This window comes from Roseivirga seohaensis, assembly GCF_001592945.1.
GTDB lineage: Bacteria > Bacteroidota > Bacteroidia > Cytophagales > Cyclobacteriaceae > Roseivirga > Roseivirga seohaensis.
Genome location: NZ_LRPB01000046.1, coordinates 134,358 through 153,555, shown reverse-complemented (window position 1 = coordinate 153,555; position 19,198 = coordinate 134,358). Strand labels below are relative to the sequence as shown.

At 38.8% G+C, this 19,198-nt stretch carries 14 protein-coding genes; 5 read left to right on the top strand and 9 right to left on the bottom strand.

The window, feature by feature from the left end:
- From AWW67_RS13490 to AWW67_RS13455, 7 genes are all read right to left on the bottom strand, one after another.
- Positions 1–3,080: SP85-like N-terminal domain-containing protein (locus AWW67_RS13490; RefSeq protein WP_511474726.1), on the bottom strand; the 3,080-nt coding region annotated here is incomplete at its 3' end.
- Positions 3,081–3,433: 353 nt separating this feature from the next.
- Positions 3,434–3,964 (bottom strand): mechanosensitive ion channel family protein, encoded by a 531-nt coding sequence (locus AWW67_RS13480; protein ID WP_176700057.1) that lies wholly within the window; start codon positions 3,962–3,964, stop codon positions 3,434–3,436.
- Positions 3,965–4,155: 191 nt separating this feature from the next.
- Positions 4,156–6,522 carry an alpha/beta hydrolase family protein gene (locus AWW67_RS13475; protein WP_062302387.1) on the bottom strand — a complete coding sequence of 789 codons (2,367 nt, stop codon included), beginning with the start codon at positions 6,520–6,522 and terminating at the stop codon, positions 4,156–4,158.
- A gap of 91 nt (positions 6,523–6,613) precedes the next feature.
- Positions 6,614–7,027, bottom strand: a complete 414-nt coding sequence (locus AWW67_RS13470; protein ID WP_062302386.1) for a RidA family protein — start codon at positions 7,025–7,027, stop codon at positions 6,614–6,616.
- Positions 7,028–7,036: 9 nt separating this feature from the next.
- A complete protein-coding gene (locus AWW67_RS13465) occupies positions 7,037–7,312 on the bottom strand; it encodes a hypothetical protein (protein ID WP_053224265.1) in 276 nt (91 codons plus the stop codon).
- Entirely contained in the window at positions 7,309–7,749 is a 441-nt protein-coding gene (locus tag AWW67_RS13460; RefSeq protein ID WP_062302384.1) for a GNAT family N-acetyltransferase, read from the bottom strand. The genes AWW67_RS13465 and AWW67_RS13460 overlap by 4 nt, the downstream gene beginning before the upstream one ends.
- A gap of 6 nt (positions 7,750–7,755) precedes the next feature.
- Positions 7,756–9,045, bottom strand: coding sequence for an aminopeptidase P family protein (locus AWW67_RS13455; RefSeq protein ID WP_053224263.1), 1,290 nt, complete (start codon positions 9,043–9,045; stop codon positions 7,756–7,758).
- 193 nt (positions 9,046–9,238) lie between these two features.
- Here AWW67_RS13455 and AWW67_RS19200 point away from each other — a divergent pair, with 193 nt between their 5' ends.
- The 4 genes from AWW67_RS19200 to AWW67_RS13435 all read left to right on the top strand — a co-directional run bounded on the left by AWW67_RS19200 (position 9,239) and on the right by AWW67_RS13435 (position 14,318).
- On the top strand, positions 9,239–9,871 hold the full coding sequence (locus AWW67_RS19200) for a response regulator transcription factor (RefSeq protein ID WP_062302382.1): 633 nt from the start codon (positions 9,239–9,241) through the stop codon (positions 9,869–9,871).
- 101 nt (positions 9,872–9,972) lie between these two features.
- Positions 9,973–12,246: a TonB-dependent receptor plug domain-containing protein gene (locus AWW67_RS13445; protein ID WP_062302381.1), complete on the top strand. Its 2,274-nt coding sequence runs from the start codon at positions 9,973–9,975 to the stop codon at positions 12,244–12,246.
- Positions 12,243–13,334: an HmuY family protein gene (locus AWW67_RS13440; RefSeq protein ID WP_062302380.1), complete on the top strand. Its 1,092-nt coding sequence runs from the start codon at positions 12,243–12,245 to the stop codon at positions 13,332–13,334. The genes AWW67_RS13445 and AWW67_RS13440 overlap by 4 nt, the downstream gene beginning before the upstream one ends.
- A gap of 72 nt (positions 13,335–13,406) precedes the next feature.
- A complete protein-coding gene (locus tag AWW67_RS13435; protein WP_062302378.1) occupies positions 13,407–14,318 on the top strand; it encodes a DUF6607 family protein in 912 nt (303 codons plus the stop codon).
- 178 nt (positions 14,319–14,496) lie between these two features.
- Here AWW67_RS13435 and AWW67_RS13430 read toward each other — a convergent pair whose 3' ends face one another.
- Together AWW67_RS13430 and ald are read right to left on the bottom strand one after the other, a co-directional pair.
- On the bottom strand, positions 14,497–15,072 hold the full coding sequence (locus tag AWW67_RS13430; RefSeq protein WP_062302377.1) for a hypothetical protein: 576 nt from the start codon (positions 15,070–15,072) through the stop codon (positions 14,497–14,499).
- 224 nt (positions 15,073–15,296) lie between these two features.
- Complete coding sequence (gene ald, locus AWW67_RS13425) at positions 15,297–16,412, bottom strand: alanine dehydrogenase (protein ID WP_062302376.1); 1,116 nt, start codon at positions 16,410–16,412, stop codon at positions 15,297–15,299.
- A gap of 333 nt (positions 16,413–16,745) precedes the next feature.
- On the opposite strand from ald, the gene AWW67_RS13420 reads away from it, so the two are divergent.
- A complete protein-coding gene (locus AWW67_RS13420) occupies positions 16,746–19,151 on the top strand; it encodes an alpha-ketoacid dehydrogenase subunit alpha/beta (RefSeq protein WP_062302374.1) in 2,406 nt (801 codons plus the stop codon).
- The last annotated feature ends 47 nt before the right edge of the window (positions 19,152–19,198 follow it).

The following is a 19,198-nucleotide window of genomic DNA, read 5'->3' as shown; positions in this document are numbered from 1 at the left end:
GTAGTGATGTTTGCGTTTCCGTTGGCATCAAGCGCTACAGTGATGTTTTTCGCAAGAACAGTAGGGGCGATGTCGTCAACAATCGTTACAGTAGCCGTTTTAGTGCTAGTATTTCCGTTGTTATCAGTTACTGTTAATGTTACAGTGTTATCACCAAGGTTAGAACAGTCGAAGCTTGTTTTGCTTAACGTCATACTTGCAATTCCACAGTTATCAGAAGAACCGTTGTTGATCTGAGTAGCAGAGATGATTGCGTTTCCGCTAGCATTCAGCGATACAGAAATATTCTGAGTAATTACAGCAGGGGCAGTATTGTCAACCACAGTCACTGTAGCAGTAGCCGAAGCAGTGTTTCCGCTCGCATCAGTTCCAGTCAAGGTAACAGTCTGCGCACCTACTTTAGAGCAATCAAATGAAGTTTTATCAATAGATAAAGTGAGGCTACAGTTGTCATAAGAACCATTGTCAATATCGGCAGCGGTGATATTTGCATTTCCGTTGGCATCAAGTGTTACGGAAATGTTCTTAGTGATAATGGTTGGAGCAGTGGTATCAGTTACAGTAATTGTTACCGACTTGGTGCTAACATTACCATTGGTATCTGTAGCAGTTACAGTTACAGTATTGTCACCAAGGTTTGAACAATCGAAATTTACCTTACTTAGTTCAATCGTAGAGATTCCGCAATTATCTGTTGTACCGTTATCTACTTGAGTACTAGTAATAGAGGCATTACCGCTCGCATCAAGTGCTACTGTTACGTTCTGAGTAATAATGGTTGGAGCAGTGTTGTCTACAATAGTAATCGTAGCAGGAGCTGAAGCAGAGTTTCCACTAGGGTCTGTTCCTGTTAACATAACTGTATGGGCACCTATTTGAGCACAATTGAACGATGTTTTATCTATGGAAAGCGTAATGCCACAGTTGTCATAAGATCCGTTATCTACTTGTGCAGCAGTAAGATTTACGTTTCCATTCGAATCAAGCGGAAGCGTGATGTTTTGTGTGATAATAGTAGGGGCGGTGTTATCAGCAATAGTAACAGTAGCAGTTTTAGAAGTAGAGTTTCCGTTTGCATCAGTAGCTGTTAATGTTACTGTTTGAGTGCCAACATCTGAACAACCGAAGGAAGTTTTATCAAGAGACAGGGTGACGCCACAAACATCAGAAGAGCCATTATCTATTTGTGCAGGGGTAATGGCTGCATTTCCGTTAGCATCTAAATTTACAGTGATATTTTTTGTATTTACTGTTGGAGGCGTGATGTCATTGATAGTAACAATAGCTGTTTTGGAAGTCGAATTACCACTGGCATCAGAAACAGTAACGGTAACTATATTCTGCCCAATATTAGAACAGTCAAAATCAGTAATATCTACACTAACTTCAGTGATAGCACAATTGTCTTTAGTACAGGTTGCTTCTTGATAGTATGGGGTAGGGATAAAATTAGCAGGTTCGCCAGCTCCAGGCTCCCAGCCCCAGCCGCCATCATCACCACCATCATCTTCAATTTCGACAACAGCATCATCGCAAAGAACGAGTAAGTCAAGTACATCGTCAATTGAAGCTTGACCGTTTTCGTCAAGATCCAATGAGATATTCTGTGTAACAACTATAGGTGCTGTATTATCAACCACATTTACTGAAGCTGTAGCAGTTTTTGTGTTTCCACTGTTATCAGTTACGATTAAAGTAACGTTATTATAACCCAGGTTTGAACAGTCGAATGTTGTTCTATTTAATGATAAGTTAATTGTTCCACATGCATCACTAGATCCATTATTAACCATTTGAGGAGTGATAGTTGCAATACCATTTGCGTCTAAAGCAACAGTAATATTTTTTGCTTTTGCCACAGGAATGGTGTTATCCCTGATATAAACTATTGCAGTTGCCGTGGTTACGTTTCCACTTTGGTCTGTTACCGTTGCTGTAACAATGTTTTCTCCAATATTGGAACAATCGAAAGTCTTTTTGCTTATCACATAGGAGGCAATAGAGCAGTTGTCTGATGTACACGGCTTTGCAAAGAAAAAATCTTCGCCACCTTCATTTGGAGCAACAATACTCTCTATTTTCCCATCAGCATTAAGAGTATTTGGCCCATATAAACTAGAAATACCTCCAGTGCTACAATTAAAATCTAGTACATCGTTTGCTGATATGGTGACTGTTCCATTCATCAGCGTACGGATTACATTTTTCGTTACAACTACAGGAGGTGTAACATCCTTAATATTAATGTCAACTTGCTGAGTACAAGTATCGCCAAACTGATCGGTTGAAGTGATTGTAATCGTATTTAACCCTAAGTTTGAGCAGTCGAAGGTAGTTTGGCTTGCTGTGTGATTGATTACCCTTTGTACCTGAGCAAGATCAAGGTTGAAATCTCCTTGGTGATAGTTTTGTCCATCTAATGAATAACTGAACCAACCCGACAGGCCAAAACCAGAGTTTTTGTTATTCGCAGCTGTACCAATCTGAAAACCAAAATTATAGCTAGCCGGCATGTGTGTAATTTCTACCGTCTTACCTGTATTTCCAGATAACCCCACTATGGTACTCGCTATATTTGGGTTTTCTATATAGTATGACCAATTGGTATAATTATTTCCAACTAGGCCAGACTCATCTTTGTAGGTTCTGCCTAAGCCGCTCCACTGTGTCCAATTAGATTTACTAGATAGGTATAGATTAACTTCCCATTGGTCTAATGGGTTACCTGTATTGGTCAAAGTACCTTTTAGGGTAGCAGTTCCATCTGCATCTTCAATAAATGAAGCTCCAGCACTAAATACAAAATCTGTAGTACTTGAAGGGAATGGGTTATTGCTTAACCACATTGCATGACCATCACCAACCGCTGCAGTAGGCATGTACGGAGTAGATGTGAAACAGTTATTTAAGTTAAGGGAGGCCAAATCAAGAGAGGCATTTCCAGCTGAGTTCAAGTTAAGAACTGGTGTAACTTGGGCATTGGCTGAAATAAACAAAGAAAACCAACACACAAGTGTTAGTAGACCTTTCTTAAAATTAAAAGCACTCCTGAAGACAGGATGGAGTACAGATTTTAACATTTTATACACACGTTTTGGTTAAAAGCAATCTTTAATTTTTTTCTCAATAATGCCTTTGCCAGTTTTAAGAACAAATACACACTAATGTTCGGCTAGGCTTGAGGTGAAAGAGATTAAGTGAAAGGAATGCAAATATATAAAAATACGCATAATGTATACGGTATTTTGTTATTTAAATACATTTAACGACTTGAAGATCAGAATTGATGGTTATGGAATACAATCAGAAAGCTTGCTTTTGACTTCTGATTTTGCCATACCCTTATTCAGTCGTTTATTTCTATTAATCCCTGTTTTCAAATTTTTTTCAACCCTTCTTACAAGGGCTGTGATATTTCAATTTATAGTTTCTTTTAAGCTGTTTCTCTAACTTGAATAAATGCTTCTTTACTAATCGGCATTTTAAAGCCCTTTTCAATTAAATAATTGTGTAGTGCTGTTTCTAATTTGTAGTCGAGTTCTAAAAAATGATCTAACAAACACCATGGTGAAACCTTCAATTCAACATAATTTTCATGGAGCTTAGTTACTATTATTCTTGATTTAGGAGATTTTAAAATATTAGTGTGCTCTTTCAGAAAAGTATTGATAGCCTCTTTTACATCAGACATATTTTCTGAATAACACACATTAAGTTTTAGGTCTAACCTAATTATGTTTTTGTTGCTCAGGTTATTCAATGTGCCAAATATGAATTGAGAATTGTCAACTAAAACCTTTTCGCCATCAATCGTTTTAATTTCGCTATTAATCCAGTTGCTAGATGTTACTGAACCTATTTCACCATTTATTTCGATGAAGTCACCTGTCTTAAATGGCTTTACTGTCTTTAAGAAGATACCTCCTGAAAGATTAAGTATAGACGTTAAAAAAGGCGCTTTCATTTTATTTGTAATGGTTCTCATATGCGATACTTTGATGAAAGTTGTTTCAATCTCTGTACCAAATACACATATGTGTATGTATACCCTACCAGATACACATAAATTTATTAGGTATTTCTCTTAGCGTGCAGAAGTATCCCATTTTGGGAGTAAAATAAGGGTGTTGGGAATAATTAAATTCTGTAGGTGGCTTAATGCAAGGCTATTTTATCAATGATAATTACGCCCTTAGAACTCTTGTTAAATACAAAACGTATTTTTGCCAAAGCGTCAAGATTGAACTCTGGCGATTTAGCGTTTAATATTTCTTCATATATAAAGAAGGTGTTGTAAACGGCTTCAGAAGTTTTCGTGGATTGAAGACTAGGGTTTTTTAGAACGTCAACGGTAAGCTGTCTTTGCAAATAACTGTATTCACTTAAGCTAAACTGTACTGTGTGGCCAGTATCATCGGTGAGTAGGATACTGAAGTCAATAGGTTCTGGTGCTTTTTTGTCATCATCCTCTTCCTTTTTACTTTCTTCTGTTTCCTCATCGTTCTTATTTGAATTGTTTTGGTCATTGTCCGAGTCATTATTCTCGTTCGAACTTTCGTCAGCTTTCTTTTTGTCTCTGTCTTTATCTGGGTAAGAGCTTTCTTTAGATTCGGCCAATTCAAATGTAAGTGCTGTTGATTGCGTCAGTTTTTGTTGATCGCCAACAGAAAATTCAATCCACGCAGTCTTCCCTTTGTAAGCCAAACTATCCCAACCTACATAAACAGCTTGAGTTGCCTTGTTGCCCCATTTCATGCCTACCAACTGTTCTCTCCAAACGGTTAGGTTTTCTGAGGTTACTTTTCCTCCACTTGAATTAGTGGTAAGGTCTAAGTCTTCTTCGAAATCGGCAATGACTTTCCAGTCTGATGATTCGTATTGGTTGAGGTAAATAGTAGGAGGAAGCCAATTGTTACCGCTTCGATGGTCTTTAAATAGAACTTCATATTCTTTTTTGCCTTGCAATGTGGCTTGCAAGAATGCACTTATATATACTTTACCAATTTCCAATTGATCTTCCATCGGTAACAAAGCTTTTTTATTCAGAAGAGAACCATAGGGTTGTCCTGAATCTGAATTGCCCCATGTGGTGTTGAATTGCCCATGATTTGCACCATATATATAGATAGCCGATTTGAAATGATAGAGGGAATCGGTGAATTTGACTCTTTCGTATTGTCTTAAGCCTGCAAACGACTGAACGTCACCATCATTTGCGCCATGTAAAACCAAGTAGTTTACATTTTCTAATGGCGTTTGAGTTTCTCCTGGTTTGTATTGTCCATCTACAGGAGCAATAGCTACAACAGATTTTATATTAAAGTCGAAGTCGAATTTTTGCTTGGCGTCATCTGGATAGAACTGCAATTTGTTGAAGAAGCCAGCCACCGCAGCTGCTTCGCCACCCCGCGAATGCCCCATTACAGCAATATTTTCTAGGTCAACTTTATTCTGAAAAATATTGTCGCTTTCATTATTCCACTTTCTCCAGTATTTTAAGTGCTCTAAAAGCAACCAGCCTCGGGCATCATTTTCCTCATCCAAGCCATCACCAAACATGTCTTTCCACGAGCTGTTGATGAAATTTTCATCTACACTCACCATTATCATTCCTTGGCTGGCTAGGAGTTTTCCTAAGTATTCATAACCGGGGTCTGAAAAATCTTCCATACCATGATTGCCATGAACAATTAATGCTAGAGGAAAAGGTCCATCACCTTCAGGATACCAAACTCGCCCATTGATAGGTAGTGCTTCTTCATCGAACCCCCAAAAGCGAGTGCGTAGTTTTCCTGCAAAACCTTCCCAATTGTCTAATAAGCGAGAGCCGTCTACTGAATCCGTAACAATCGTGACTTCTTCGGCAAATTCTTTTCGCTGTTTATCATTTCCACTACCATAAGTGAGGTAAGCAACCTTGTATTCGCCTTCTTCGGCAGGATTTGGGGTTTGAATTAATGGGGCTTTGTAAGGAGAGGTTTGGGCTGCATCAATGTGCGCTATTTCTGGTAAGTTTCCTGTGTCGAACAACCAAATAAGGCCCCAGACTAAGCCTGCTAAACCAATAAGGCTGCCCAAACTTGATACGATAAGTTGATAAATAGAAAGTGTACTTCTGTTCTTTTTTGTAAGCGAAAACAAACCTGCGCCCGCTAATCCTGAAAAACCGATAACGAGCAATGGAAATTTTACGGCCAAGCTATCTCCAAAAATCATGGTGGTTAAGAAGAAAGCACCTGGCAACACCCATAGAAAACTCTTGGGTAATTTTTTAAGAATAAGGAGCAACAGAATTAAACTGGCACTACACAGAAATGCAAGAATCAGTCCGAGGGCTAAAGGAATTAGACCGATTGGAGTACCGGGCTCTAACACAAACATGAACATTGCTCCTAAAACCCAAATTACCACTGCGGTTGTGGCGATAGCTTTGTTAGCGCCTTTCCAAGCAATTTTCCCGGGGGTTATTTTTAATAAGAAAGATTTAACTGCTCTAGAAATACGTTTAAAGAAATTGCGCATAACGAATTAAGGTTTCCAAAATCTACTTATAAATCATTGATTATCAAATCAGATGGTTTATTAGTGTAATTATTTCAGAAAAGAGAATTACTCAAATTGCAGCGATGCACTTTAGTTCAATGGCAATTGGGGTAGGGAGGGAGTTAATTTCAACAGTTGTACGACAAGGTTGATTGTCTTTAAAGTATTCCGCGTAGATGCGATTATAGGTTTTGAAATCAGCCTTCATGTTGGTCAGAAAAACTGTAACATCTACCAACTGATCCCAGCTGCTTCCAGAATCTTCAAGAATGAGCTTTACATTTTTGAAAACCGAATGACACTGGGCTTCAATATCGTAAGAGAGAATATTGCCTTCACCATCTAATTCAACTCCAGGGATGTTTTTTGTACCTCGTTCTCTTGGGCCAACGCCAGAAAGAAATAGGAGGTTACCTACTTTTCGCGCATGCGGATATAAGCCTACAGGCTCTGGTGCTCTATTTGAATTTAGCTTGTCGCTCATTGTCTTATGTTATTGTGGAACCCAAATGTGTTTGGCGGAAATGCTCTCTAATCTAGTCGGAATCGTAATCTTTTCATTCGATTTACAATAGAATACAAAGCCTTTATATGAGGTGCTGTATTTATAAACGTCTTTAAAAAATAGTTTACTCTGATGCTCAATTACTAAACCGTCATCCATTTTTGAAAGCATTCGGCTAAAATCATTGGCTTCGATTTTGACAATTGCGCCAGATGCTTTTATGGCTTGTTGAATAGCGGCTTGTGCTGCGGCTGCTGTACTCATTTTAAATGCTTTATAAGTTCAATGCGATAGTTCTCAAGTTCGTCTTTTGGTTTCACATTAAAAATATCGAAGCCGTTTTTAAGTGCAAACGCTAACATTGCTTTATGGCGGTTTAATGTTTTAAAACGAATTTTGGAATAACCTTTATCTAAGGCCCAAACTTCCATTTCATTGGCTAGGGCCTTAGCTACGCCAAGTTTTCTGTATTCTGGTAAAACACCACCCAGCCAACTATAAAATGAGCCGTCTTTGTGTTTATGGTAACCCAATTTGCAACCTACCATGGCGCCATCAATTTTAGCCAATAATACGATATGGGCTTTATTCTTGATTTTTCCCTCGTAGTAATCTGAATCCAACAGTGGATCAAATTCAGGAACACTTCCTAAGACCTTTAATGCCTCTGAAAGTGTTCCGTGATAAATTTCTATAGCCATTTGAAATTAAGCGTTCATTATGCTTTCAATCTCTTCGGCCTCAATCGGGATGTTACGCATTAGGTTGAACGTACCATCTTTCGTAATTAATTCATCATCTTCTAAGCGAATACCAAGCCCTTCTTCTGGAATATAAATACCCGGCTCAACTGTGAAGACCATGCCTTCTTTAAACTCTGTATAAATGCTGGCTACATCATGAACATCCAAACCTATGTGGTGAGAAGTGCCATGCATGAAATACTTTTTATAAGCGGGCCAATCTGGGTTTTCATTAGCTACATCGGTTTTGTCAATTAAGCCCAAACCGATTAGTTCGCTCGTCATAATTTTACCCACTTCTTTATGGTATTCAGGAATCCTATTCCCTGGCTTCAGCATAGCGGTGGCTTCTTTTTTCACTCTCAAAACAGCATCGTAAACCGCGCGTTGTCTTTTCGTGAATCTGCCATTGACAGGAATTGTACGTGTCATATCCGCATTGTAGTTGGCGTATTCTGCTCCAACATCCATCAATAATAAATCACCATCTCTCAATTGGTCTTTATTTTCAACATAATGAAGAACACAAGCATTTGGCCCACCACCAATAATTGGAGTATATGCAAACCCTTTAGATTTTCTTTTTACAAATTCATACTGAAATTCAGCTTCTACCTCGTATTCCCAAACGCCCGGCTTGGTTAAGCCTAGTACTTTTCTGAAAGCTTTTTCAGTAATATCACAGGCAGTTTGCATGAGTTCGATTTCTCTTTTCTCTTTAACTGTTCTCAGGTCGTAAATAATTGGTGCTAGTCTTTCATACTCATAGTTTGGGTAGTTGGCATGACACCATTTCGTAAATCTATCTGTGCGGGTTTCTACCTCAGTGGCATTACGAATATGCTCATTATTATAAAGGTAGATGTGCTCTGTTTCGGCAAGAATGGTGTTGAAAGTGTTCTCGAACTTGTCATTCCAAATCACCGTCTGAATGCCTGAGGTTTCCGTGGCCTCCTCTTGTGTGTATTTATGTCCTTCCCAAACGGCAATATGCTCATTGGTTTCTCTTACAAACAATACTTCTCTGAATTTAGGGTCTGGAAAATCAGGAGCAATCAATAGTATGGATTCTTCTTGATCGATTCCCGAAAGGTAGAGCATGTTGCTATTTTGGCGAAATGGCATGGTGCCATCTGCATTGGTGGGCATAATATCGTTAGAGCAAACTACAACAACTGAGTTTGGCTTTAAACGGGCTTTTAGTTTTTCTCTGTTTTTAATAAACAGGTCTTTTCCTATTGCTTCGTATCTCATAATCTATGTTTTTATGAATTCAGACGAAATAACTAGGAAAAAGGGAGAAAAGGAAGGAAAGCTCATTAAGTCTTATTGACTATTCATTTATGGTTTCATCTTGTAAGAAATGATTTTTTAAATAGCCCATCTGTTTCTTATTTACCTTTTTGCCTTACCTTTGTATAGAATTAGTCTAAATAAGGATAGTCAATTGAATCTCGCCCCACTTTACATCTGTTTTCCGCAGTACTTAATTCAGCAGGGTTTGCTGGCTTTGGCCAATAATAGCGGTCATTTTAGTGAGGTGAAGGTATTTAAACACACTTCAGAACTCAAGAAGTGGATTGGGAGTCATGAAACGGAAACTATAATCTTAGACTACCAAAATGAAGACGAAGGCTTTGTGCACGAACTTAGCCGATGGATTCAGACGCATCCTAACCTGAATGTGCTGGTTATTACTGATGATGTAGACAGTAATAGAATACGCAGCGTACTGAAAATGGGAGTGAATGGCTTTTTAACCAAATCTTGTAGTGAAGAGGAAATTCTTGAGGCCATAAGCGCAATCAAAAATGGTAAGACATTCTACTGCAATAGAGTGCTCAAAGCGTTGGTTGAAGAAGGTAATGAGTTTTTTGAACTTTCTGAACGAGAGAAGGAGGTAGTGAAGCTGATTGCTGCTGGAAATTCATCTTCTGAAATTGCAGATATACTCAGTATTAGCATTCATACGGTAAACTCACACCGCAAAAACATACTTAAAAAGCTGAAACTCAAATCTCCTACAGAGCTTATCATCTTTGCTGCCGAACAAGGCTGGGTGAGCTTAGAACGTAAATAAGTCACTAATGCTAGTGATTATTTTCCCTAGCAATAGCGATTGTAAGCCAACTTAAAAGCCAGCTACCTTTGTGTTATTAAGAATCAATCTAAATAACACTCGTGCGCAGCGCTAATATTCTCATATTTATACTCATTTGTTCTACCGTTTTTGGGCAGAAAATTACATTAAGAGACCAAACTACGGGCGATTTAATTGAAGGAGTGGCCTTTATGTTTCAGCCTTTAAATGGCACTTACAGTGGGCAAGTTATTTCCAATAATCTTGGTGTGGTTGAACTGAAATTGATCGACTTCCCTATCGTCATAAAAACCCAACATGTTGGTTATCAGTCCTATTCAGATACATTAAAAACTTCTAAAGATTATTTGATTCACCTTATGCCAAAAAAGGTTCAGCTCGGTGACTTTATTGTTACAGGACAGTTTAATCCTCAATCTGCTGAACAATCGGTATTCACCGTGAAGGTGATTGACCGAGAGGAAATAAAAGCACGAGGAGCGGTGAGTTTATCTGAAGCGCTTTCCAACACTTTAAATATTCGTGCATCTCAAGATTTGGCCATCGGAAGCTCCGGAATTAGCATGCAGGGAATTTCTGGTCAGAATGTAAAGATTCTTCTAGACGGAGTTCCTTTGGTTAACCGAAACGGAAACGGAAATGCGGCCGACCTTTCTCAAATCAACCTAAATAACATTGAAAGAATTGAGATTGTGGAAGGCCCAATGGCGGTGAACTATGGTGCGAATGCTTTGGCCGGGGTAATCAATCTTATTTCTTATAAAGACGCACAAAACACCACCGAAATTTCAGTGGGTATACAAGAAGAAACCGTAGGCTCTGAGTTTGGGGCAGATGAAGGAAGGCACATTCAAAGCATAGATGTAAGGCAACAAATTGCTAAGCAATGGTTTGGGCAAATAGGAGTATTGCATAACGACTTTAAGGGTTTTCAAGGAAATCAAACAGGCCGACCAAGGGAATGGAACCCTAAAGAGCAATATCAGGGCAATGCGCTACTTCGATTTAGCCCTGAAAATCACTCCATTTATTATAGATTAGATTATTTAGACGAGACGATCAATGACCTCGGTAAATCAAATAATAATTATTTACCCTCGGGAGAAAATCAGCCTTTCGCTATAGATGAAAAGTACTTAACTCAGCGTGCTATTCATCATATTCAAGCGGAAGGCAAACTCCCTTTTTTGAGCCGCTACAATGCTTTTGCCTCTTATTCTGACTTTGAAAGAATAAAGAGAAAAGTTTCGAAAAACCTGGTTACAGGTGAAGAACAGTTAACCACTGCTAATGGCGACCAAGATGTAAGTACATATAATGTATGGGAATTCGGAGGTGCTGGATATTTATCTTTTTCCGATAAAATTGATCTACAGACAGGTTATAATGTAAGCTTTGAAAAAGTAGGTGGTGGAAGAATTCAAGAAGGCGAACAAGAAATTAACGATTTGGCTATTTATGGCTCGCTCGAGTGGAAAATGGCTGAGAATATTCTTGTTCGTCCAGGCCTACGCTTGGCTTCGAATAGTGCTTTCGGAACACAGCTAATTCCTTCGGTACAAATCAAGAAATCGTTTGAGGGGAATGCAGATTTAAGACTTTCTTACGGAAGAGGCTATCGTGCGCCTTCTGTTCGGGAACTCTATTTTGAGTTTGTTGACTCGAACCATAGAATTTTTGGGAATGAAAATTTAACGCCAGAGTTTTCTCATCATTTAAGCTCTAATTTCACTAAATCTTACGAGGTAAGAAATGCTAAATCAGAAGCTGCAATTAACCTCTTCTACAATACGATTGACGACCAGATTGGAATCGCCCAATCAGCCTCTGATGCAACGGCTACCACCTATGTCAATATTGATAAATACAAAACCTTAGGGCTTGGTGTAAACCAGAAAATGGAGTGGGGGAAGCTCAAAACGAGTTTTGGGATTTCGTATGTTGGTAGGTATAACCGTTTAGACGAAAATCAGCAAAACGATTTAAACAAGTTTTTCTATACACCAGAGCTCAATGGAAATATTCAGTACGATTGGGCTGCGATTGGAACAAAAATCAATGTTTTCTACAAATACACAGGGGCATTAAGAAACTACATTTTCTCGGAAAATACTGCTGGCGAACAAGAGGTAACCATTGGTGAAGTGGAGGGCTACCACTGGCTAGATTTAACCTTATCCAAAACCTTTTTCACCCATTTTGATATGGTGTTAGGGGCAAGAAACTTACTAGATATTCAAAGAATCAATAACTCAGGAGTTTCAGGCGGAACACACTCTGGCGGTGCTTCTGTGCCTGTATCCTACGGAAGAAGCTATTTCATAAAATTAAACTATAACCTAAAATTAAAATGACGAACAGTAAATACACCTTGAAGCTAATTCTTGCTTTAGTAGCAATTGGCTTCTTAAATGCTTGCGATTCTGAAGATGATCAACCTAAAGTTGACCCAGCAGTTTCAAGCGCAATTATAGATGCAGAAGTGGGAGGGGCTGATCAACCTAACCAAGTTTTTATCGATTTTTCTTCTAAAACTCAAACAGTAGTTAATCGTGCTTCTTGGGATTTAGGTTTCTATGCGGGTAGCGAGTTTAGAGTGATTTTGAACAATCCTGCAAGTATGCTTGCTCAGGCAATTGACAAAACTGATTTGACCGAAGTTACTGCTGAAGATACCGTAGGAATGGGGGCTCAAATGGATATTGATGCCATCTTCGGTTCATTGTTTGGAGCGCCAGCGGAATGGTTACCTCTAGCCCAAACTTGGATGGATCAGCCAGATGGATCTTTAGAAGGAACTGCCATTGCTGAAGTATCTACTATAGCTGAGCAAAACAAAGTTTACATTATCAATCGAGGTAAAAATGCTGATGGATCAGGCCGAGGATGGATGAAAGCTCGATTCTTTAGAGAGGGTAGTGGGTATAAAATGCAATATGCAGAAATCAATTCAGCAACTTTCAGTGAAATACAGATTAATAAAGACAGTAACTACAATTTCAATTACGTCAACTTTAATCAAGGTTTGGTGAATGTAGAACCAGAGAAAACTAAATGGGACATTTGCTTCACAATTTTCACTAACCTTTTACCTATTGACGCCACTTCCAAAATACCTTATGCTTACAAAGATTTTGTGATTCAAAACAGAGCAAATGTGGAAATAGCTGAAGTAGCTGTATCGGATTATGCTTATGAAGATTTCACATTTACCAACTCCACTGACTTAAGCTACTCTTCAGATTTAGCTACAATTGGAAGCGATTGGAGGATTGTTGCCCAGCCTGGCTCTGATCAAGAAACCGGAGTGAATCCAGATATATTCTATGTGGTGAAAGATAGTGATAACAACTATTACAAACTGAAATTCACCAGAATGTTAGACCCAATTTCTGGTGAAAGAGGCTACCCTCAAATTCAGTATGATTTATTGGTTCAATAAGAACAACAAGGTCAAAAACTCAAATCATTCAAGTTTAACTAAGTATTAATACACATTCAAATAATAAGTAAAATGAAGAATATACTGATTTGCCTAATGCTGATGATGTCCACTATTGCATTGGCACAGAGTAAAAAGAAGCAAGATCAACAAGCCATTAAAGAGATGTGTGGCTGTTATGAAATCACTTTTAACTTTGCGGAAACTTTTGATTATCAGAGAGATTATCAGTTTCATGACAACTATAGAACCAAAGGGTTTGAGTGGGTGCAACTAATAAAAGATGATAAGAATGAAATCTCTATGCAACATTTATTGATTGTTGGTGGTGGTCAAATTGTTAAGCACTGGAGACAGGATTGGCTTTATGAAAACACAGGGCTTTACAGCTATGTTAAAGACAATGGTTGGAAGCTTCATACTTTGCCAAAATCAGCAGTGAAAGGGCAGTGGTCGCAAAAGGTTTACCATGTAGACGACAGCCCCCGCTATGAGAGTTCCGCTTCTTGGGTGCATGTAGATGGGAAACATTATTGGGAAGGTGCTTCAGACTCACCTTTGCCAAGAAGAGAATATTCAAAGCGAAGTGATTATAACGTTATGCTTCGTACCAATAGGCATGAGCTTACAGATTTTGGGTGGATTCATGAACAAGATAATGGAAAGGTTAATCGTACCGAAAAAGGAGATGAGCTTTTAGCTGAAGAGAAGGGAATGAATGTATACACGAAAGTGGAAGATAGTAAATGTGCTGCAGCACAAGAGTGGTGGAAGAAAAATGAGCAGTACTGGGCTGATGTGAGATATGTTTGGGCTGAAGTTTATGCTGCTAACCCTGATTTTAGTTATGCGCAAAGTCTTGATGATAAAATGCTTTACGAAGTACTTTTTGCTTTAGGTGATGAAATGGCTACTGTCGAGAAATACAATAGCACAGAGGTACAGGCTAAAGTATCAGAAATCATTAAATCTTATATGGATTAGGTTGTGTAAAAGTTGGGTGAAAGGCCGTCAAGGGAATTTTACACAAGAGCTTTTGCCATTTAGAGCACTTCAGAAGAGGTGCTCTTTTTGTTTTAATTCAGGTATAAAAAAAACACGTACCGATTGAAAAATCGATACGTGTATAACTGCTAACTAACTAAAACTATTACTAATTCTTTTACTGGATAGTTACGTTAAAAGTAACGCTAATGTCGGTTTCTCCGCCAGCATTAGTTGGGTCGCCACCGCTAACTCCAGTAGCATCTTTATTGGGTTCGTGAATAAGAAGTACTTGTAAAGTTCCTGTACCTGCTGCACCAACTAAAACAGAACCCGATAAACCAATTGGTTTCGAATTAACGTCCTGATCATCATATTGGTAAGTGAAGGTGATATTGTTGGCAACAAAGAATACTTGATGCTCATCACCTTCTTCCTGTACTTCCAAAGTAATGTTTTCTGCAGGAGATTCTGCTTCATTTAGAAAAGCTACACTCACATCGTAAGTGCCATTGGCGGCTAATTCTACTGGGTTGGTAATTTCAGGATCATTTCCTCCTGTGCCATCAAGGTCTTTGAAAGTAGCTGTTACTACCTCACCCTCGTTAGGTCCTGTTCCTGTAAAAGTTACCCTCAAAGTGGTGATTAATTCTTCTTCATTTACTGGTTCAGGATCGTCAGAACCACAGGCCGTTGTAGTCAAAATAGCTGCAAATACGGCTAAGGAATAAAGCTTGATACGTGTGAGTTTCATAATTATTAAACGTTATATTTTTAAATATACTTAAAGATCAGTTCTAATTCGAATGCAATATATGCAACGATAGTGCAAGTGCAACATTGTTGCAAGGGTTTGAAATTATTTTTCTCTTAATTCTTTATTAGTGGTAAATAAGGCTTGTAGTTTGGTGAATGGGAGAAACAAAAAATGGCCACTGAAAGCGGCCATTTTTTGTTATATAAAAGAATAAATCTTTATTAGTTCAAATGTTTTTTAACATCAACATAAGGTAAGTCAAAGGCTTCAGCAACAGCTTTATATACCACGTCTCCTTTGATTACGTTTAAGCCTAATTCTAGCTCTCTGTTTTCATTACATGCTTTTTTCCATCCTTTATTTGCCAATTCAATAGCGTAAGGTAGGGTTGCGTTAGTAAGTGCCACAGTAGAAGTGTAAGGTACTGCACCAGGCATGTTAGCTACACAGTAGTGAACAATATCGTCAATAATGAAAGTAGGATTCTCATGAGTTGTTGGTCTACATGTTTCAATACAACCACCTTGGTCTACCGCAACGTCAACAAGAACAGTTCCTTTTTGCATGTCTTTCAACATGTCTCTTGTAATCAAGTTAGGCGCTTTTGCACCAGGAATTAATACCGCACCAATAATCAAATCCATGATCGGAATTAACTCACGAATGTTTACTTCACTAGAATAGCGAGTTACCACGTTTGCAGGCATTACATCGTTCAAATAGCGCAAGCGGTCAAGGTTGATGTCCATAATGGTTACTTGAGCACCAAGACCAGCAGCCATTTTAGCAGCTTGAGTACCAACAACTCCACCGCCTAAAACAAGCACTCTACCCGGGCTAACACCTGGTACACCGCCAAGCAATACACCTTTACCTTTAATAGGTTTTTCAAGGTATTTAGCGCCTTGTTGGGTAGCCATTCTACCAGCTACTTCCGACATAGGAATCAAAAGAGGTAAAGAGCGATCAGCTTTTTCAACCGTTTCGTAAGCCAAACAAACTGAACGATTTTCAATCATCGCTTTAGTCAATGGCTCATAAGAAGCAAAGTGGAAATAAGTGAATAACAACTGATCTTCTTTGATCAATTTATATTCGCTTTCAATCGGTTCCTTCACCTTCATGATCATTTCCGCAATGTCATATACAGCTTCGATAGTAGGCAATATTTTAGCCCCTACACTTTCGTATAATTCATTTGGGAAACCACTATTGAAGCCCGCATTATCCTGAACATAAACCGTGTGACCACGCTTAATAAGTTCTAAGGCACCACCCGGGGTTAAAGCAACCCTGTTTTCATTGTTTTTAATTTCGATTGGTACACCAATGATCATGATATCTGAATTTTAATGTTACTCGGCAAATATAGTAAGCTAGACATCAAACGATGGCAAAGTCAGAGGAAAAAGAGTCCGCTGATATAAAAGGTTTTTATTTAGGGGTTTATAGTCACTTTGATGAAAAATTTTATCTCAAGGTTAATGAGGAATAAAATTTCGTTCGAACAACTTATTCAAAATAATATATTGAAATTGTTGATTTTAATATATTTTATTCTGTATTTCCGTTTGTAATTTAGCTTACGCCAAATTTGATTCGTATCTGTAAAATTGTATTTTTGTTCACATTCGGGTAAAACGTGCTTTAAAAATTTAACATATAAGATCTTGGGAGCGACTAAAACAGATAAAAAACTGAGCATAGGGGTAGAAGAGATATTGAACGATTACCGTTTGGCATGCGAAAGCAGAGAAGCGAGTTTGATGGGGCGAAAGGAAGTTTTCATGGGGAAAGCTAAATTTGGCATTTTTGGTGATGGTAAAGAGGTAGCTCAAATTGCCATGGCCAAGGCTTTCAAAAAAGGAGATTTCCGTTCAGGATACTACCGCGATCAAACCTTTATGTTTGCTATTGGTCAGCTTAGTGTTCAGGAATACTTCGCTCAGTTGTATGCTCATACCGATGTTGAAGCAGAACCTGCGAGTGGAGGAAGATCCATGAACGGCCACTTCGGTACTCGACTTTTAGATGAAAATGGAGAATGGAAGAAGCAAACGGAAATGAAAAACTCCAGTGCAGATATCTCTCCAACTGCTGGTCAAATGCCAAGACTTTTGGGTTTGGCTTATGCTTCAAAGCTCTATCGCCAAAATAAAGATTTACATCAATTCTCTGATTTCTCGATAACAGGAAATGAAGTAGCCTTTGGAACAATTGGTAACGCATCAACCTCTGAAGGTCCGTTTTTTGAGTCGATTAACGCTGCTGGGGTGCTGCAAGTACCAATGGTGATGTCTGTTTGGGATGATGAATATGGTATTTCAGTACCTAAAGAATACCACACTACAAAAGGAAGTATATCTGAGTTTTTAGCTGGAATACAGCGCACAAAAGACAAACCTGGTTTTGAGGTGTTTGTGGTGAAAGGCTGGGATTATATGGCATTGGTCGAAACTTTTGAAAAGGCCGCCAAAATAGCGCGAGAAGAACATGTGCCTACCTTTATTCATGTGGTTGAAATGACACAGCCTCAAGGTCATTCTACTTCTGGTTCTCATGAAAGATATAAATCAAAGGAAAGGCTTCAGTGGGAAGCTGATTTTGATTGCCTCAAAAAAATGAGGGAATGGATTCTAGAAAATGAATTGGCGCAAGAAGCAGACTTAGATATAATAGAAAAAGAAGCCAAAGAAGGCGCGAAGTCGGCAAAAACTGCTGCATGGAATGCCTTTATGCAAGACATAAAAGCCGAGCAAAACGAAGCGATTGCAGCGATCGAGAAATGTGCTGAAGACAGTAATTTCATCGGAGAAATACACCAAGCGGCATCTGACCTAAAGAAAACGATGAATCCAATTCGATTGGATTCGATCAAAGCGGTTAAAAGAGTGCTTAGGCTGACTCGTTCAGAAAATACGGAAGCAAGAACTGAGTTAGCGGCTTGGCTTAAAAATACCTTAGCGAAAAACGAAGAAAGATTCAGTTCACATCTTTTAAGCGAGTCTGCAAAGTCAGCTTTAAAAGTGGATGAAATTAAAGCAGAGTTTTCAGATGAATCTCCATTGGTAGATGGTCGAGAAGTGCTTCAAGCATGTTTTGATGCCGCTTTAGCCCGCGACCCTAGGGTTTTTGCCATTGGTGAAGATGTAGGGAAAATCGGAGATGTAAATCAGGCCTTTGCTGGCTTGCAAGATAAATACGGACAGTTAAGAGTTACCGATACTGGTATTCGCGAAGCTACCATTATTGGACAAGGAATTGGCGCGGCACTTAGGGGCTTAAGGCCAATTACCGAAATTCAGTATTTGGATTACTTACTCTATGCTATTCAGATTCTTTCTGATGACCTAGCCTCTCTTCAATACAGAACTGCTGGTGGCCAGAAGGCACCATTGATTATTAGAACAAGAGGGCATAGGCTTGAAGGTGTTTGGCATTCAGGGTCGCCAATGGGGATGATTTTGAGCAGCTTACGCGGAATTCATGTGTTAGTGCCTCGAAATATGACGCAAGCAGCTGGGTTCTATAATACCATGCTGAAAGCGGATGAACCAGCATTGATTATTGAATGTTTGAATGGTTACCGCCTGAAAGAACGAATTCCAAATAATATTGGTGAGTTCACTTTGCCTTTGGGTATACCTGAAGTATTGAAGGAGGGTACCGATATGACTATTGTTACATACGGTTCAATGTGTAGAATTGTAATGCAGGCTGCCGAAGAACTAGAGGAGATTGGAATTTCAGTAGAGGTGATCGATGTTCAGACTTTACTTCCTTTTGATGTTCATCATTCAATAGTGGATTCAATTAAGAAAACTAATAGGGTGATTTTTGCTGATGAAGATGTGCCTGGAGGTGCTTCGGCTTACATGATGCAGAAAGTAGTAGAGGAGCAAGGTGCTTACTTCCATTTAGATTCTCAGCCAGTAACCATTGCAGCAAAAGAGCACAGGCCAGCATATGCTTCTGATGGAGATTATTTCTCTAAACCAAGCGTTGAAACTGTTTTCGATACTGCTTATGCTTTAATGAATGAGGTAGATCCAGTTAAATTTCCAGAATTATATTAATAAGGATGTATAAGCCGTAAAATGGCTTTAAAGTAAAAGGGAAGGCT

Bases quoted from the DNA above. Each gene is read 5' to 3' on its own strand.
- AWW67_RS13465 (WP_053224265.1), bottom strand. From the start codon at position 7,312: ATGAGTACAGCAGCCGCAGCACAAGCCGCTATTCAACAAGCCATAAAA.
- AWW67_RS13475 (WP_062302387.1), bottom strand. From the start codon at position 6,522: ATGCGCAATTTCTTTAAACGTATTTCTAGAGCAGTTAAATCTTTCTTA.
- AWW67_RS13435 (WP_062302378.1), top strand. From the start codon at position 13,407: ATGAAGAATATACTGATTTGCCTAATGCTGATGATGTCCACTATTGCA.
- AWW67_RS13430 (WP_062302377.1), bottom strand. From the start codon at position 15,072: ATGAAACTCACACGTATCAAGCTTTATTCCTTAGCCGTATTTGCAGCT.
- AWW67_RS13470 (WP_062302386.1), bottom strand. From the start codon at position 7,027: ATGAGCGACAAGCTAAATTCAAATAGAGCACCAGAGCCTGTAGGCTTA.
- AWW67_RS13460 (WP_062302384.1), bottom strand. From the start codon at position 7,749: ATGGCTATAGAAATTTATCACGGAACACTTTCAGAGGCATTAAAGGTC.
- AWW67_RS13455 (WP_053224263.1), bottom strand. From the start codon at position 9,045: ATGAGATACGAAGCAATAGGAAAAGACCTGTTTATTAAAAACAGAGAA.
- ald (WP_062302376.1), bottom strand. From the start codon at position 16,412: ATGATCATTGGTGTACCAATCGAAATTAAAAACAATGAAAACAGGGTT.
- AWW67_RS13480 (WP_176700057.1), bottom strand. From the start codon at position 3,964: ATGAAAGCGCCTTTTTTAACGTCTATACTTAATCTTTCAGGAGGTATC.
- AWW67_RS13440 (WP_062302380.1), top strand. From the start codon at position 12,243: ATGACGAACAGTAAATACACCTTGAAGCTAATTCTTGCTTTAGTAGCA.